The sequence below is a fragment of the Miniphocaeibacter sp. genome, from assembly GCF_049276255.1.
Lineage (GTDB): Bacteria > Bacillota > Clostridia > Tissierellales > Peptoniphilaceae > Miniphocaeibacter.
On record NZ_JBASWB010000083.1, the window covers coordinates 148,788 to 165,675 of the forward strand.

Annotated in this window: 18 protein-coding genes; 4 read left to right on the forward strand and 14 right to left on the reverse strand. The window is 28.7% G+C overall.

Annotated features, from left to right (window positions below; genetic code table 11):
• Window positions 1-21: 21 nt before the first annotated feature.
• The 6 genes from WAO56_RS12320 to WAO56_RS12345 form a co-directional block, all read right to left on the reverse strand.
• Window positions 22-1,338: an ABC transporter permease gene (locus tag WAO56_RS12320; protein ID WP_422144355.1), complete on the reverse strand. Its 1,317-nt coding sequence runs from the start codon at window positions 1,336-1,338 to the stop codon at window positions 22-24.
• Window positions 1,325-2,956 carry a COG1361 S-layer family protein gene (locus WAO56_RS12325; protein WP_422144356.1) on the reverse strand — a complete coding sequence of 544 codons (1,632 nt, stop codon included), beginning with the start codon at window positions 2,954-2,956 and terminating at the stop codon, window positions 1,325-1,327. Before WAO56_RS12325 ends, WAO56_RS12320 begins: the two co-directional genes overlap by 14 nt.
• A 14-nt stretch (window positions 2,957-2,970) precedes the next feature.
• Window positions 2,971-3,651: an ABC transporter ATP-binding protein gene (locus WAO56_RS12330; protein WP_422144357.1), complete on the reverse strand. Its 681-nt coding sequence runs from the start codon at window positions 3,649-3,651 to the stop codon at window positions 2,971-2,973.
• A 191-nt stretch (window positions 3,652-3,842) separates the two neighbouring features.
• Entirely contained in the window at window positions 3,843-4,571 is a 729-nt protein-coding gene (locus WAO56_RS12335) for a hypothetical protein (RefSeq protein ID WP_422144358.1), read from the reverse strand.
• A gap of 20 nt (window positions 4,572-4,591) precedes the next feature.
• Window positions 4,592-5,248, reverse strand: a complete 657-nt coding sequence (locus tag WAO56_RS12340; RefSeq protein ID WP_422144458.1) for a zinc dependent phospholipase C family protein — start codon at window positions 5,246-5,248, stop codon at window positions 4,592-4,594.
• A gap of 55 nt (window positions 5,249-5,303) precedes the next feature.
• Window positions 5,304-5,753: a macro domain-containing protein gene (locus tag WAO56_RS12345; protein ID WP_422144359.1), complete on the reverse strand. Its 450-nt coding sequence runs from the start codon at window positions 5,751-5,753 to the stop codon at window positions 5,304-5,306.
• Window positions 5,754-5,821: 68 nt separating this feature from the next.
• Here WAO56_RS12345 and sfsA point away from each other — a divergent pair, with 68 nt between their 5' ends.
• On the forward strand, window positions 5,822-6,511 hold the full coding sequence (sfsA, locus tag WAO56_RS12350) for a DNA/RNA nuclease SfsA (RefSeq protein WP_422144360.1): 690 nt from the start codon (window positions 5,822-5,824) through the stop codon (window positions 6,509-6,511).
• Complete coding sequence (locus WAO56_RS12355; RefSeq protein WP_422144361.1) at window positions 6,511-7,719, forward strand: nucleotidyltransferase; 1,209 nt, start codon at window positions 6,511-6,513, stop codon at window positions 7,717-7,719. Before sfsA ends, WAO56_RS12355 begins: the two co-directional genes overlap by 1 nt.
• On the opposite strand, the gene map is transcribed toward WAO56_RS12355, so the two are convergent.
• The 6 genes from map to secG all read right to left on the reverse strand — a co-directional run bounded on the left by map (window position 7,710) and on the right by secG (window position 14,259).
• Entirely contained in the window at window positions 7,710-8,477 is a 768-nt protein-coding gene (gene map / locus WAO56_RS12360) for a type I methionyl aminopeptidase (RefSeq protein ID WP_422144362.1), read from the reverse strand. The two genes, WAO56_RS12355 and map, sit on opposite strands and share 10 nt — an antisense overlap.
• A gap of 42 nt (window positions 8,478-8,519) precedes the next feature.
• Entirely contained in the window at window positions 8,520-9,884 is a 1,365-nt protein-coding gene (locus WAO56_RS12365; protein WP_422144363.1) for a hemolysin family protein, read from the reverse strand.
• 77 nt (window positions 9,885-9,961) lie between these two features.
• Window positions 9,962-11,170, reverse strand: coding sequence for a sensor histidine kinase (locus tag WAO56_RS12370; RefSeq protein WP_422146377.1), 1,209 nt, complete (start codon window positions 11,168-11,170; stop codon window positions 9,962-9,964).
• Window positions 11,160-11,834, reverse strand: a complete 675-nt coding sequence (locus WAO56_RS12375) for a response regulator transcription factor (RefSeq protein ID WP_422144365.1) — start codon at window positions 11,832-11,834, stop codon at window positions 11,160-11,162. The genes WAO56_RS12370 and WAO56_RS12375 overlap by 11 nt, the downstream gene beginning before the upstream one ends.
• Window positions 11,835-11,934: 100 nt before the next feature.
• Window positions 11,935-13,944 (reverse strand): sodium-translocating pyrophosphatase, encoded by a 2,010-nt coding sequence (locus WAO56_RS12380; protein ID WP_422144366.1) that lies wholly within the window; start codon window positions 13,942-13,944, stop codon window positions 11,935-11,937.
• A 90-nt stretch (window positions 13,945-14,034) separates the two neighbouring features.
• On the reverse strand, window positions 14,035-14,259 hold the full coding sequence (gene secG, locus WAO56_RS12385; RefSeq protein WP_422144367.1) for a preprotein translocase subunit SecG: 225 nt from the start codon (window positions 14,257-14,259) through the stop codon (window positions 14,035-14,037).
• Between the two features lie 226 nt (window positions 14,260-14,485).
• On the opposite strand from secG, the gene WAO56_RS12390 reads away from it, so the two are divergent.
• Window positions 14,486-15,082, forward strand: coding sequence for a DUF3793 family protein (locus WAO56_RS12390; protein WP_422144368.1), 597 nt, complete (start codon window positions 14,486-14,488; stop codon window positions 15,080-15,082).
• Entirely contained in the window at window positions 15,042-15,467 is a 426-nt protein-coding gene (locus tag WAO56_RS12395) for a flavodoxin (protein ID WP_422144369.1), read from the forward strand. Before WAO56_RS12390 ends, WAO56_RS12395 begins: the two co-directional genes overlap by 41 nt.
• A 25-nt stretch (window positions 15,468-15,492) precedes the next feature.
• Here WAO56_RS12395 and hisIE read toward each other — a convergent pair whose 3' ends face one another.
• Together hisIE and hisF are read right to left on the reverse strand one after the other, a co-directional pair.
• Window positions 15,493-16,107 (reverse strand): bifunctional phosphoribosyl-AMP cyclohydrolase/phosphoribosyl-ATP diphosphatase HisIE, encoded by a 615-nt coding sequence (gene hisIE, locus WAO56_RS12400; RefSeq protein WP_422144370.1) that lies wholly within the window; start codon window positions 16,105-16,107, stop codon window positions 15,493-15,495.
• On the reverse strand, window positions 16,104-16,877 hold the full coding sequence (hisF, locus tag WAO56_RS12405; protein ID WP_422144371.1) for an imidazole glycerol phosphate synthase subunit HisF: 774 nt from the start codon (window positions 16,875-16,877) through the stop codon (window positions 16,104-16,106). The genes hisIE and hisF overlap by 4 nt, the downstream gene beginning before the upstream one ends.
• Window positions 16,878-16,888: the final 11 nt, after the last annotated feature.

A 16,888-nucleotide genomic window follows, 5' to 3' on the forward strand; every position in this document is an offset into this window, starting at 1 on the left:
CTAACACCTTCTTTTTTATACTTATTGATTTCTTATTGCTTCTATTGCCGAAATTTTAGTTGCTCTTCTCGCCGGAATATAGCCTGAAAATAATCCTACCAATGTAGAAAATATAACTCCTATAAATGGTAACCAAAAAGGAATATAGGAAACCAATAATTTTGAAGTTTCCTCCATATAAAACAAATCTGCACTTTGAACTGTTCCAAAGGAATTTAATAAAAATGAAACTAAATAGCTAAAAAATATAGAAATTATACCACCAATAAGTCCAATAAAAGTAGCTTCCATTAAAAACATATTTCTAATGTCCTTTATAGATGCACCAATTACCTTCATTACCCCTATTTCTTTAGTTCTTTCATAGACAGACATAATCATAGTATTGGCAATTCCTATGGCAGCTACTATAAAGGCAACTGCACCTACAATTAAAAACATCATTCTAGTACTGTCTGTACCTTCTTTGATTTCATTATAAAAATCCGCATTGGATTCAGTTATAAAGCCTTCAGCTTTAATTGCATTTTGTACCTCTAGTAAATCTGCCCCATCTTCTATTTGAACCATAGCCAAAGAATAATTATTTAAATCTGTTTTCATTTCTTTTTCTATGGCTTTTTTATTAGCTTCAGTAGCTAATTCCTTAAAATAGTCCATTCCTATTAGTATCTGGTAGCTATACATACTTCCTTCTGTTCCTGTTAAGCCAGTAAAATTGATTTTGCTTTTTGATTTAATTTTAAAATTTCCCTTTTCATCATACTCTACTAATCCAAAATCAACCTTATCATTTAATAAATCAACTTGAACTTGTTCAAAGTCGGTACCATTTGGATTATAAAAACCATTCCCAACTTCAACACCAGCTAAGGCATCGTATTTACCAGTTGGCATATGTCCTGAAGTAATTTTATAACCTATTTCTTCTATATGATTAAAGTCCACTCCATACACCTGACCCCAACCTAGCAATTTACCCTTTAATATTTGAGGGCTTTCTCCTTTAAATTCCATAAAGGGTACAACTAGTTTTACTCCTTCAATTGCCTGAAGTTTATTAATAGTTAAATTATTTAATTTTACATTTTTAGATTTCGTTGTTTGTTCTTCTTGGAATTGAGCATACATGCTATCAGATGGGTGAACTGTTATTGCAGAAAGTCCTCCAATTTCTTCAAACATAGCCTCATTATTTTTCGTTAAAGCAAAGCCCATGCTAAGCATTATTATAATTGAAGTGGAACCAATTAAAACACCTATTATTGTAAGAATAGTCCTAACTTTTCTTCTCCACAGGTTTTTTAAGGAAGTTAAAAAAAGATCACTTATCTTCATTTTCCTTATTTCCTTTATCTATTAATTGTGTATTTTCAATATTATCTTTTTCATCTTCCTTTTTTTCTTCAATATCTAGGTTTTCCAGCTCGTCATCATTAATTATAAGTTCATCATCTAATTCCTTGTTCTTTTTGTTAAGCCTTACAACAATTACTATAATTACTACTACAATTAAAGCTATAATAATCCAAAAAACAGGATTTTTAAAAATAGATGTTTTTTCTTCTTGTACCATAAAATCAGGATCTTCTTCCATATTTATCTCAATAGCAGTAGCTGAAAATTCTTGTTCAAGCTCGTGAGGTTTACCAGTAGAATCTTCATAGGTAATTAACAACTTCCCCTTAACTTCACCTGCTTCCATAGCAGTTAGCGGTGCTGAAAAACTTTCAGTACTACCTGGATGAAAATCACCAACATAGTAAGTATCTCCTTCAACATCAAAATTACCAGAAACCTTAATCATTAAATTATGAATAGGAGATCTTCCCGTATTGTAGAATTCCACAGAAAAATCTGATGGCATTCCAACTTCAGGGTCCATAAAATTAATAGTTCCCAATTGAATTTTTGCTTCTTGATAAACATTAATTCCTAAAGCTTCTTCCGATATAAACTCATTGCTTTCAGAATCATCGTATTCTAAATGAACATTTAATTCATATGTATTTGGATTAACATTATATGGAGTTGTTAATTTCAGATTTTTACTTACCCTTTTTCCTGCTCCTATTGATTCTATATAAAAAGTATTGGAACTATTAACCGGCATAAAAACAGAACCTGTTAAACTTGGACTAGCAGTATTAGGATTATCTCCAGAATCATCTCCAGTTCCCATAGATGTTCCTCCGGAAGAATTTATAACTATTTTTATATTCTTCACAGCCTTCTTTTTATTGGTATTATAGAAGGATAGAGTTAAATCAAAATCTTCACCAGCTTTTACAGGATTAGGAGAAACAGTATAATTATCCACTATTAATTTTGGCTTACCGCCCTTTATTACCGTAGTAGTTGTATCTTGTCCATTACCATTAAAATCTCCACCTGATGATGACAAATTAGAGGATTCAGGAATAAAATCACCCCCTCCACCACTATTAAAAACTTCTGCATCATTTACAACCGGCTCACTAGGAGTATTGTTATTAACTTCTTCAACAGTAGCTTTTTCAACTTTTATATTAAAAAAATAAGATTGAGTTATGCTTTCATCTTTTTCATTTAAAAAGGCAATTAAGCCTACTTTATGACTACCTTCTTCTACTTCTTCTAAAACTTCTATACTAATGTTTAAATCTTGGCTTTCCTTTGCCTTAATGTTTTTAATTCTATTAGCAGTACTATCACTTACTAATTTAAAGGATTTCTTACTTTCTGCATCTAAATCAAATCTAATATTTTCTCCATTATTTTCAGATTCATTTAGAAAACTAATTTTAACATTAACTATATCTCCCGGTTTAACAGCTGACTGTTTCGAAAGAGATACTTCTTCTACTCCTAATTTTATAGAACTAGTTAAATTTTCCTCTGCCCTTACAATTGAAGGAGAAAAAACCATATTAATCATAAGAATTAATGTTAATAAAACACCAACTATTTTTTTCATATATACTTCCTTTCCTACTCTATATTTTCTATTGACCCATCTTTTAAGTAAATAGTTCGATGGCCATATTTAGCTATTTCATCATCATGAGTAACTAAAATCATAGTTTGATTATGTTCTTTTGTTAAATTCATTATTAAATTTAATATCTCCCTAGAAGTTTTACTATCAAGGTTTCCAGTAGGCTCATCAGCAAATACTATTTTAGGATTGTCTATTAAGGCTCTTGCTATAGACACCCTTTGTTGTTGACCCCCACTCATTTCATTTGGTTTATGGTTTAACCTTTTCCCTAGACCTACATCATTTAAAATTTTTATAGACCTTTTTATTCTAGTTTCTTTATCGACTCCTTTAAGCATTAAGCTAAATTCTACATTTTCTAAAGCAGTCATGGAAGAAATTAAATTATAGGACTGAAAAATAAATCCAATATTTTTTTGCCGAAACTTTGTAATTTGTTTTTCATTTAAACTAGAAACTTCTATACCTCCAATTTCAACTTTTCCTTTAGTAGGTTTTTCCAATCCTGCCAATAAATTTAATAAAGTCGATTTTCCAGAACCTGAAGTACCTAAAAGAGAAATTGTTTCGTTTTTATAAATATCTAAATTAACATTCCTTAAAGCATATATTAGTTCCTCTCCCATTTTATATACTTTATAGAGATTTCTAACCTTAATAATCTTATCCACAACAACCTCCTAACCCATATAATTAATTATAATCTATCTAGAAATTCTATTTCTTACAAAATACTTACAATCTTACAATATAGAATATAGTAGAATATTTTAGTTTTTAAAAATTATCATAAATGTATTAAAAATCATCTTACTTGTATTTTAGGTAAAAAAAAAGAGTTGTTTAACAACTCTAATAATGTCTAATTATATCTACTTAAAACTTTATCATTAATTCCATACCATAAAGCTTCTTTGCACAAATATTTAATTGAACGTAAGTAAGACCTTACTATTTTTTCATATAGTAACTCTAATTCTTTTTTAGTTAAAAATCTTTCTTCAACTATGTAGGTGTTAATACCGTCAAATTTAAATAAAAGTTGTTTGTCTAAATATTTATTTAAAGAATAAACATTATCTTTTATAACACTATCACAATATTTAGTAATAAGTCCTTTTAAATTTTTTTCAAATGTAACAAAATCCTTTATGTTATAAGCTAAGTGTTTTTTTATATCCTTTATTTCTTTATTCTTGTAATTATGAAATAATCTTCTTCTATTTTTTAAACTTTCAGCTGGTATTTTAGATAATACAAAATTCTCAAAAGTATTTACTGCATTTAAATCATCGTAACCTATTCTATATGCTTCTAAATATACTGCAAACTCCAATCTTGAAAGATCTTCGTTTAATATTTTCATAGAGGCAGCTGTTATCTCTTCAACATCTTCTCTATCCTTAAAAAAGTTACTAATAGTTCTTAATATTTTTTTTGTACAGCTATATTTAGGTTTTAAAGTGTTACATTTATAGTCCTTTTCAATAATAGCTAGTAATAAATACAGAGAGTCTATATCATCTTGATATAAGAAATTAGCTCTAAGTTCTTGTTTCAAAAAATTATCTCTTTTTTTTTCAAGATGCATACTTCCTCCCTAAAATTTATTTAAAATACAAAAGAATAGTCCATCGAAATTTCGTGATTCAATTCATTTACAACATCAAATATAAAATAAGAAATATTAGTGCTTAAGTTTAAAGCAAAATTTAAATCCCTTTCATATGATTGTTCTAAAGAATATTCATCTATTACCTTATTAATGTATTCTTTTACTAACTTTTTCAAATGAATTGTTTCGCACTCATATAAAGATATTTTTTCAGTAGAGATAATATCCTTTTCAAATATGTGATCTTTAACAACTTCATTTAACTCTTTTTCATAATTTACATGCTTTTTAAAAGCCTCATTAAATGTCCAGTTTTCCTTATGTGGTAAACAAACATAATCTGACAAAAAGTGGCTTATAACTCCAATTTTTATACTTATGATTTTCTTTTTAAAATTATCCAAACTCTTTAAATTAAAAAATCTACATATATATATTAAATTAACTATTTCGTTAACTAAAAACTCTTCACTGTCCTCTTTGTAATGACGATAAATCTTATATTTAGGTAATATATCTGGTGATATTGCTCCCCAAATCATCTTTTTCTCATTTAAGTTAATATTATAATTTTCATTTATGTCCTTACAAAGATTTTTTGCAATTATCGCGTGTGCTTCTGGAAAAATTATAGAACACCCTCTCTTATTGATTTAGCAAAATTTCCTCAAACCACTATTAAAATCTTATCAAAATAGCATGCAAAAGTCAATTTAATTCCTTACTCATATATATGGTATAATCATCATATTTTAAATCGGCAGAACGAACTACATTATTCAAAAGCTTTAAATAATCGTCTCCGTACATGGTCTGCATATACAATACATCAATAGCAAAAGATGATATTTTATATTCTTCAGCTAATTTAAATAATTTATTAAAAATTCTTTTAAACAATTCTATTTCTATTTCATTTTCAATTTTTTCTGGTAAAACCGATAGGAAAACATAATTCTGTTTTAAATTATATCCTGGTATAATTTTTACCTCACCTGTTGGACATCCATTTAACTTTTGAATGGTTTCCAAAACTCTTTCACCAGCATTTTCAATTAATTCATTACTCTTTTCACCAATTAGAGTATTGTCTGTAAAATACACTATACTTTCTGCATTAACGTCAAAAATGTTTTCATTTGTAAATCTAATATCCATAATAAATACCTTCCTTATGAGTGTTTTAGTATATAATATAATTTGAATAAAATCAATAAGGAGTAATAATGTATAACGAAATTATAGAAGGAATATTCATAAAAAGAATTAATAGATTTATTGCAGAAGTATTAATTAATAATAAAATAGAAGAAGTACATGTGAAAAATACCGGAAGATGTAAAGAATTATTTATTGAAGGTAGAAAATGCTACTTGGAAAAATCAAATAACTTAAATAGAAAGACAAAATATTCTTTAATATCCATATATAAAGACGACTTGCTTATAAATATAGATTCCCAAATCCCTAATAGGGTTATTTATGACAGTATAGTTAGTAGAAAAATCCTATCTGAATTAAATCCTATAAATGTGACTAGGGAAAAACAATATAAAAACAGCAGATTCGATATTAAATTCTATAGTGAAAAACTAGAAAAAGACTTTTTTTTAGAAGTAAAAGGTGTAACTTTAGAAGAAAATGGCATTGCAATGTTTCCTGATGCACCTACTGAAAGGGGTAGTAAGCATATTTTAGAATTAATAGATGCAAGTAAAAATGGATATGGAGCAATTATTGTTTTTTTAATCCAATTTAGTAATGCAAAACTTTTCACACCAAATACTATAACAGATCCTAACTTTAGTAATAATTTAGAATTAGCTTCTAATAGTAGTGTTGAAATTTTATCCTATGATTCAATAATAACAAAAAATAGTATAAAAATAGATAAGAGTGTAAAGGTAGAAATATAATGAAAACAATAGCAATTATTTCTGAATATAATCCTCTTCATACTGGACACCTATATCAAATAAAAAAAATTAAGGAAAAATTCCCCCAGTCAAAAATAGTAGCTATAATGTCTGGCAATTTTGTACAAAGAGGTGAACCAGCTATTTTCGATAAATTCTTAAGGGCAAAATACGCTATTGAAAATGGCATTGATCTTATAATACAACTACCAACTATCTATTCCCTTCAATCTGCTGAAAATTTCGCCTTTGGAGGCATGAAGATTATAGAAGCAATGAATTGTATTGACTATATTTCCTTTGGTATAGAAAACGAAAATTTAAAGGATTTATATGAAATTGCAAAATGTCAACTAGATAATACAACAAAATTATCTCAATTAATAAAGGAAATAATGACTACGGGAAAAAGCTATGCTGCTGCCTATAAGGAAGCAACTATATCCTTACTCGGTTATATTCCGAAGGATGATACTTTTCTGTCTAATAATATATTAGCTTTAGAATATATAAAGTCCATTATTAAATTAGACTTAAATATTGGAATTATTCCAGTTCGTAGACAGGGTAGTAACTACTTAGAAGAAAATTTACTAGACTTACAATTTAATTCTGCTACATCTATTAGAAAAAATATCTTAAGTGGTAATATTGATTCTATTTTAGACTATGTACCCTATTTATCTAGTAATGAGCTAGATAAATTTTCTAACTTAGCAAACTTAGAAGATTATTATTTATTATTAAAATATTGTATATTGATTTTGAAAAAAGACTTTTCTAATATTAGCGGTTATGAAGAAGGTTTAGACAAATTATTTTTTAAAAATATTTTAAAGGCTAAAAATATTCAAGAGTTTATAGAGCTATCTATAAGTAAAAGATATAAAAAAGGTAGAATTCAAAGATTTATTTTAAACTACCTTTTAAGTATAGATAAAAATCTTATAGACAATAGTATTAATGAACCAGTAAAATATATAAAAGTACTTGGATTAAACAACAAAGGAAAATTAATTCTAAAAGAGATTAAAGAATCATCGACTTTAAATATAGTCACAAAAAACAAAGACTTTAAACTAGAGGATAAATTAAATAGGTCTCTATTTAATCTAGAAGAAACCGCAACGGATTTATATAATATAAATAAAGAATTTTACACAAGAGAATTAAAAAATAAACTATATATAAAAGAGGATTATAAATAATCCTCTTCATCTTTTTGTTTTGTAAGTATAATTGGACCATCTGTAGTAATTGCTAATGTGTGCTCATATTGACAGGATAATCCCCCATCAATAGTTCTAGCAGTCCAATTGTTGTTATCTATTACACTTTTCCATTTTCCCGTATTTATCATTGGTTCAATAGTAATAACCATTCCCTCTTCCAGTCTTATACCTCTACCTGGTTTACCATAATGTGGTACCATTGGATCTTCATGCATTTCTTTTCCTATTCCATGACCTGTAAACTCTCTTACTACAGAATATCCTTTACTTTCAGCATGCTCTTGTATTGCATGACCTATATCCCCTAGTCTATTACCTATAATAGCTTTCTCTATGCCAATATAAAGGCATTCTTTTGTTGTTTTCATTAAGTCAATTACTTTATCACTTGCTTCACCAACATAGTAGCTCCAAGCTGAATCTCCCATAAATCCATCAAACTCTACAACAGTATCAACAGTAATTAAATCTCCTGATTTTAGTATATACTCTGTTGGAAAACCATGGCAAATTTCATCATTTACCGAAGTACAAGTAGCATATGGAAAACCATGGTAACCTATTTGAACAGGCTTTCCACCTAATTTTCTTATATGTTTTTCACAAAAATCATTTACATCAAGTGTAGAAATTCCTGGTCTAATATAATCCCTTAAAGCTTCATGCATAGTAGCTACAATATTACCAGCTTTTTTCATTTTTTCAATATCATTTTTACTCTTTATATATATCATTACTTCTCCTAATAAATTCCTGTAAAAAAGCTCCTAGTAAAACTAAGAGCTCTTTTTGTCTTCTTCCTCATCTTCTGTTTTATCTTCACCATAATCTTCTGGAATAACAATACCTACATATTGAATTCTCTTATCTTTAACTTCTTCAATTTTAAAGTTAACTTCATCAATTGTTAGATTGTAAGTTTCTCCATCATTTGGAATAAAGCCCATATTAAATATTAACAGTCCACCTAAAGTGTCATAATCTTCAGTATCTTCATCAAATTTAGAGCCTATTTTTGAATTTAATTCCTTAATGGATATAGAGCCTTTAGCATGGAAGGTAAGTGGATTAATAACCTTAAAATCAGGTTCATCATGATCATACTCATCATCAATATCCCCTACTATTTCCTCAATAAGGTCTTCCATAGTTACTATACCAGAAAATCCACCATATTCATCTATTAAAATAGCCATATGCATTTTGCCTTCCTGTAATTCTAAAAACAAATCGTTAATGTTTTTTCTTTCAGGAACAAAATAAGGTGGTCTAATTATTTTCCTAATATCTATATTTTCAAAGCCGTGTTCAAAAGCTTCTTTTAAAAAGTCTTTAATATATAAGATACCAATTATATTATCGATATCATCTTCATAAATTGGAATTCTACTATATTTTAATTCCATCATCTTACTAGCATAATCATCTATTTCACTATCAACATTTATCATAAATACTTCAGTACGAGCTGTCATAATATCTTCTGCTAGCTTATCGTCAAAACCTATGACACTATCAATCATTTCACGTTCTACAGGATTAATAACTCCTTGTTCCTGACCTACTTCGACTAAAGATTTAATTTCTTCAAGGGTTACTTTTTCTTCAACCCCTTCAGCTTTTTGTCCTAATAATCTTAAAACTCCATTTGTTGTTAGTGATAATAACCAAACAAAAGGTTTCATAAACTTAGCTACTAAATTAACTACAGGTATTGCAAATAACGAAAATTTTAACGAGTTTTGTAAAGCTACTCTTTTTGGTACTAATTCCCCAAAAACCAAGTTAAAGAAAGCTAATATTATAGTTACTAAGGCAAATGAAATATTTTCACCATAAGGCACACCAATATTCGTTAAAAATCTTCCCAAATCTCCTGATAATCCCGTAGCTCCAAATCCTGCTGAAAAGAATCCCGCTAAAGTTATTCCTACCTGTATAGTAGATAAAAATCTAGAAGGTTCTTTTAAAAGATTCAATAAAATTCTTGCTTTTTTATTTCCATCTTCTGCTAAATTTGATATTTTCTTTCTATCCACTGACACCATTGCCATTTCTGACGCTGCAAAAAATGCATTAAGTGTAGTTAATAAAACTAAAATTAGTAATTGTATCGAGACCTCGGGTCCAGTATCTTCCATATATAATTTTCCTCCTAATAATTCTAATAAATTGTATATACTTAAATATAACACAAATTATAAGGAAAAAAAAGAGTTTAGACATTTAATTCCACAATAAAAGTATTTCCTATATCCTTGTAAGGCTCCCATCTTATTTTCCCTTTATGGTTATCTACTATATTTTTAGCTATAGCTAGTCCTAAACCATATCCACCTTCTGAATTTCTCATTCTTGATTCTGATTCTCTAATGAAACGTTCAAAAATTTTATCTGCATTTTTCTTATCAATTATATTGCCAATTGAAGTAATTTTAAAAATTATTTTCTTTTCACTTTTACTTAGCTCAATTTCTATTTCATTTCCCGTATCAGAATATTTACAAGCATTGTCTACTAAAATGATTAAAAGTCTTTTTAACTGTTGTCTATCTCCACAATATATAATATCTTCTTGAAAGTTATCATATTCAATTGTAAGACCTTTTTCGAAGGCAATAGATTCAAAGGTTAATATAACCTCCTCTACAAGTTCAGAAAAATTTACATCTGAATAATGCAAATTGTTTTGCTCAACATCACCTTTTGCTAAATACAACATTTCTTCTACTAAATCCTTCATTCTTATTGCTTCGTCATTTGTATTATTAACCCATTTGTTTTGCTCTTCCGTTAAATTATTATACCTTTTTAGGATTTTCAAATTAGCAAGTATAACAGTTAAAGGGGTTTTTAATTCATGAGAAGCATCTGCAATAAATTGTTTTTGCATATACCAAGCTTTTTCAACAGGCTCTAAGGCCCAAGAAGCTAAATATTTTGCTATAAAGAATATAAAAACAAAGGCTGTAATAAATGCTGTTACTAGCATTTTAGCTATTAAGGCCAAGGTGTTAAGGTCCTCATTTACAACAGTATAGGAAACATAGTTATCTATTTTAAAAAACCTAATTTGATTAATTCCCATTTTTATTGAGCCAGTTTCCGAATTTTGTTTCTCTATTTTTTCCAAAATAGAAATAGTAACTTTTTCATCTGGCAGTAAGTTAGCATCTGTATTTATAGGTTTATAATAGTTTCCTTCCTTTAAATATACAAAAACAAAATTGTTTCTTTCTATTCTCTCTTCAAAGGAATAATCTACTCCCATGGCACTATCTAAAGTAGTACTTTTTAGCCTATTATCAATATCTTGATTTAAAAATCTATAAATAAAAACATAAAAACCTACTAATATAGCTAATAAGACAAAAGAAACAAGTGACATGGTTATAATTATGAACTTCCTTTTTAACTTAACCAGCATATTCAAGTTTATAGCCCAACTTTCTTAATGTAACAATACTTACCTTGCTTTTTATAAACTTTAATTTTTTTCTTAAAAAAGAAATATATACTTCTACATTATTATCCTCGGCATCGGAATCATATCCCCAAATTTTTGATATTAACTCATCTTTAGTAACAACAATATTAACATTACTCATTAATAATTTCATAATTTCAAATTCCTTTGCCGTTAAATTAATAGATTTTTCTGCTGTTGATATATTATAATTGGATAAATCCAATTTTAGATCTTCAAACTCAATATTATTTATATAAACCTGACCTTGTCGTCTAGTTATAGATCTAATTCTAGCTAAGAGTTCTTCTATATCAAAGGGTTTTGTCATATAGTCATCTGCTCCAAAGTCCAAGCCCTCTACCTTATTAGAAATTTCATCTTTGGCAGTTAGCATTAAAATTGGAGTTGAAATCTTTTCCTTTCTTAGTTCTTTAAGAATTGTAAAACCATCAATTCCTGGTAGCATCACATCCAATATAATACAGTCATATATATCTGATAAACCATAATCTAATCCTTCTTCTCCATTATGGACAACATCTACATCATATTTTTCGGATTTTAAAATTTCTGAAATAGCTTCAGATAATCTTACTTCATCCTCTACAATTAGTATTCTCATAAGCCCCACCTCACATATTATACTATCAGATTATACTTAAATTTACCCTAAAAAAAGATGCTAATTACTTAGCATCTTAAAATCTTAATATATTTAAATATTATTTAAATAGAAATCCACCATATTGATAAATTAATGGTGCAAATACCAATGAAACAACTGTCATAAGTTTTATTAATATATTTAATGAAGGTCCTGAAGTATCTTTAAATGGATCTCCTACTGTATCTCCATTTACAGCTGCTTTATGAGCTTCTGAACCCTTTCCACCATGATGTCCTTCTTCAATATACTTTTTAGCATTATCCCATGCACCACCAGCATTTGACATGAATACTGCCATTAAAACACCTGTTACTAATGAACCAGCTAACAATCCACCTAAGGATTCAGGTCCTAATAAAAGTCCAATTAAAACTGGAACTATTACTGCTAATAAACCAGGAACTATCATTTCTTTTAATGCTGCTGTAGTAGATATATCAACACATTTTTTATAATCTGGTTGAGCTTTTCCTTCCATTATTCCAGGTATTTCTTTAAATTGTCTTCTAACTTCAATAATCATATCATTAGCTGCTTTACCAACAGCGTCCATAGTTAAAGCTGAGAATAGGAAAGGTAACATTCCTCCAATAAACATACCTGCAACTACTGTTGGTTCAGAAACGTCTATTGAGTCTAATTTTACAACTTGGTTATATGAAGCGAATAAAGCCAATGCTGTTAATGCAGCTGAACCTATAGCAAATCCCTTACCTATAGCTGCTGTTGTATTTCCAACAGAGTCTAATTTATCAGTAATGTCCCTAACTTCTTCTGGAAGGTTTGCCATTTCTGCAATACCACCGGCATTATCTGAAATAGGACCATAAGCATCTACTGCTATTGTCATACCACAAGTTGACAACATTCCTATAGCTGCAATTGCAATACCATATAAACCTTCAGTTGGGCTTGTTGCGCCACCTGCACCAAGATACGCTCCTATAATACCAATTGCTATAACAATTATAGGTGCTGCTGTTGACATCATTCCAACTGCTAAACCTGAAATAATATTTGTTGCAGTTCCTGTTTCAGATTCTTTAGCAATTTTTTGAACAGGTTTTTTATCAGCAGAAGTATAATATTCAGTAAATTGTGAAATTAAAAGTCCTACTACAATACCTATTGCTACTGCTGTAAATGGTCTAAAACTATCTAAAATGTAATATGATAGTACTGCTGAACCTGCAATTGCTAAAATCGCACTTACAAAAGTACCCATATTTAAAGATTTTTGTGGGTCTTTATCCCCTCTAACAGAGATTACCCCTATTATTGAAGCTAAAACCCCTACTGCCGCAACTCCTAGGGAATAATAAATACCCTTGTCTTGAAAGGCAGCTAATCCTAAAGTTATACCTGACAAAATAGATCCTACATAGGATTCAAATAAGTCAGCACCCATACCTGCAACGTCCCCAACATTATCTCCAACGTTATCAGCTATAACTGCTGGGTTTCTTGGGTCATCTTCAGGTATTCCTGCTTCTACCTTACCTACTAAGTCTGCACCTACGTCAGCTGCTTTAGTATAAATACCTCCACCAACTCTGGCAAATAATGCTATAGCAGAAGCACCAAAACTAAATCCAGTAACTATGTTTGCATCATCAAATATTAAATATGTAAGTGTTATACCTACAATACCTAAACCAACAACACACATTCCCATTACAGCTCCACCGGAAAATGCTATATTTAAAGCTTTCCCCATACCACTTTCCTTTGCTGCATTTGTTGTTCTTACATTTGCCTTAGTAGCTGCCTTCATACCTACTAATCCTGCTAACATTGACAAAATACCACCAAAAATAAAAGCTACTGCAGTTTGCCATGAAAGAGCCAATCCTAAAATAATTGCAACAACTACTAAAAACATTATAATTGCTTTGTTTTGTCTTCCTAGATAGGCCATTGCACCATCTGAAATAAATGAAGATAGTTCTTTCATTCTTTCATTTCCTTCAGGTTCTTTGTTTATTGAGCTCATTTTTACAAAAGCAAAAATTAATGCTAAAACTCCTGAACCTATTGCAATGTACCCAAAAATACTTGGTTCCATAAAATCCTCCTTAAATAATAAATTAATAAAAATAAAGCGATTATAAATAATCGCTAAATTTACATAAAGTTTTTAAGTCTACAAATAAATTTAAGATAAAATTGCTAAAGCTAATGCTATTACAAAAAATAAGATTGAACAAATTATTACAATTCTATCAATAAGATAATTTTTTGAAGTTTTTCTTCCATATCCTCCTGTATTTGAACTTTCAGTTAAAGAAGCTAAACCATCTGACTTTGAATCTTGGAATAATACACTTACTATAATTACAATACTAACTATCCCTAATAGTATTTCAAGAAATTGTTTCATGAGCACCTCCCACTACATATCATTCCTTAAGATAATACCATAATTATGCCCTATTATCAAGTTTAGCAATTTGAATTTTAAATTTTTTCATTTCATAAATTAGATTATTTTTATATTAAATATTAATTTATAAGCTAATTGATAACAGTTATTGACTACTCAAAAATACGATGCTATACTTTCCTTGTAATTGATATTTATTATCATTGTCTAAAAGGAGATAAAGTTGCTAGAAAAATATATTATTAACCATGGTTCCCCAACCTTATGTGGTGAAAAAATTGCCAATTTAATTAATGTTAATTCCTCTTTTCTTTCAATTAAAGAAATTAATAAGTTAAATATTATGCTTAATAAATATGATATGCATATTTATTTATTAAAAAATAATAAATTATCTACATTACTATATTTATTTAATATTGTTAAATTAACAAAAAGATTAAACTTAACCAGTACAAGAAAGTTTCTATCAAAATATTCCTATCCTTTAAATGATACTTTTGAAACCTTGAAACATTTACAGTATAGAATTTTAAATAATAGTGAATTTCCTCATGAAATAGGTATATTTTTAGACTATCCTCTTAGTGATGTTGAAGAATACATTATTAATAAGGGAAAAAATTCACTTTTAACTGGAACTTGGAAAGTTTATAGTAATTTAGAATATGCTAAGAAAAAATTTCTTTCCTTTCAAGAATGTACTAATTTCTGTAAATATCATTACAATATAGGATTTAATTTAGAATTTATTTTAAATAAATATAAAGGAGTAAATAATGAAAAAATTAGCAGTTGTATATTGGACTGGAACAGGTAACACAGAAAATATGGCTAATGCTATTATAGAAGGAGCTAACTCTCTTGGTACAGAAAATGATCTATATTTTAGTGATGATTTTAATCCAGATATGATTGACGACTATGAAGTAATAGCTTTTGGTTGCCCTGCAATGGGAGATGAAGAATTAGAAGATAGTTTTGAAGAACTGTTTGAATCATGTGAAGATAAATTACCTAATAAAAAAGTAGCTTTATTCGGTTCTTACGAATGGAACAATGGAGAGTGGATGGAAGAATGGACTGAAAGAACTAAGGCCTTAGGTGCTATCCTAGTTACAGATTCATTAGCAGTTTATGATGATCCCTCAGATGAAGATTTAGAAAAATGTAAAGATTTTGGAATTGCTTGTGCAAATGCATAAAAGAGCTTCTTAAGAAGCTCTTTTCTTATTTATATCTATTAGTTATTTCTGTCATTATCTCATCAAGGGTTACTCCCTGATTATAAAGTAAAACATTTAAGTGGTAGAGTAGGTCTGATGCTTCATAAATTAATTCTTCTTTTGAATTATTTTTCGCTCCTATTATTGTTTCTGCAGATTCTTCTCCAATTTTTTTACAAATTTTATCCACACCTTCTTTTAATAGATAATTTGTATAGGAGCCTTCAATTGGATTTTCGGCCCTATCTTTTATCATTTCATATTCTTTAAACAAAATTTCCCTGTCAACAATTTCTTCAAATATTTCCTTTTCATTAAAAAAGCAAGAAACCTCTCCTGTATGACAAGCCGGTCCATTAGGTATTACTTTTAATAGAATTGTATCTTTATCACAGTCTAATGCAATTTCTACAACTTTCTGTGTATTACCTGAAGTCTCCCCTTTATTCCATAATTCTTTTCTTGATCTACTATAAAACCAAGAGGATTTTGTTTCTAGGGTTTTCTCTAAAGCTTCTTTATTCATATAGGCTAACATTAATACCTGCTTAGTTTTTGCATCCTGTACTATTGCAGGAATTAAACCACTATCATTCCATTTAATATTTTCTATTATCATAATTCATAACTACTCCAATCTATTTCAATATTTTTAAACAATAAATATCTTTTTAAATCATGTATATCTATTTCATCAAAATGAAATACCGATGCTCCTAAAGCCGAATTTGCACCTGCTTCAAAAGCTTCTTTAAAATGCTCAAGTTTACCTGCGCCACCAGAAGCAATAATTGGAATAGTTAAATTATTCCTTAACTGTTTTGTAAGCTCTAAGTCATAACCCTTTTTAGCGCCATCTCCATCTATTGAATTCATACACAATTCTCCAGCACCTAATTCTTCAAGTTTTTTTGCAAATTCAATTACATCAATTCCTGTATTTTCTTTGCCGCCTTTTATATATACATCCCAAGAGTTATTTTCATTTTTTTTGCCGTCTATAGCAACTACTATTTTGTCCTTTCCAAACTTCTCCGATGCCTCTTTAATAAATTGAGGGTTTTTAACAGCTGCAGTATTAATAGATACTTTTGTTGCACCTGCATCCAGGGCTTCTTGAATATCTTCTAAAGTACTAATTCCTCCACCAACAGTAAAGGGTATATTTTTACTTTTACAAATTTCGGCAATTCTTCTAGCAATTTCTATTTGATTTTTTCTACCTTCATTAGAAGCTGATATATCGTAATAAATTATTTCATCTATTCCTTCTTCAATATAATAAGCTGCTCTATCAACTGGATCAGCAATTTCCTTTATGTCTGTAAATTGAACTCCTTTTACTAGCTTACCATCTTTACAATCTAAACATGCTACTATTTTTTTCACAACTTTACTCC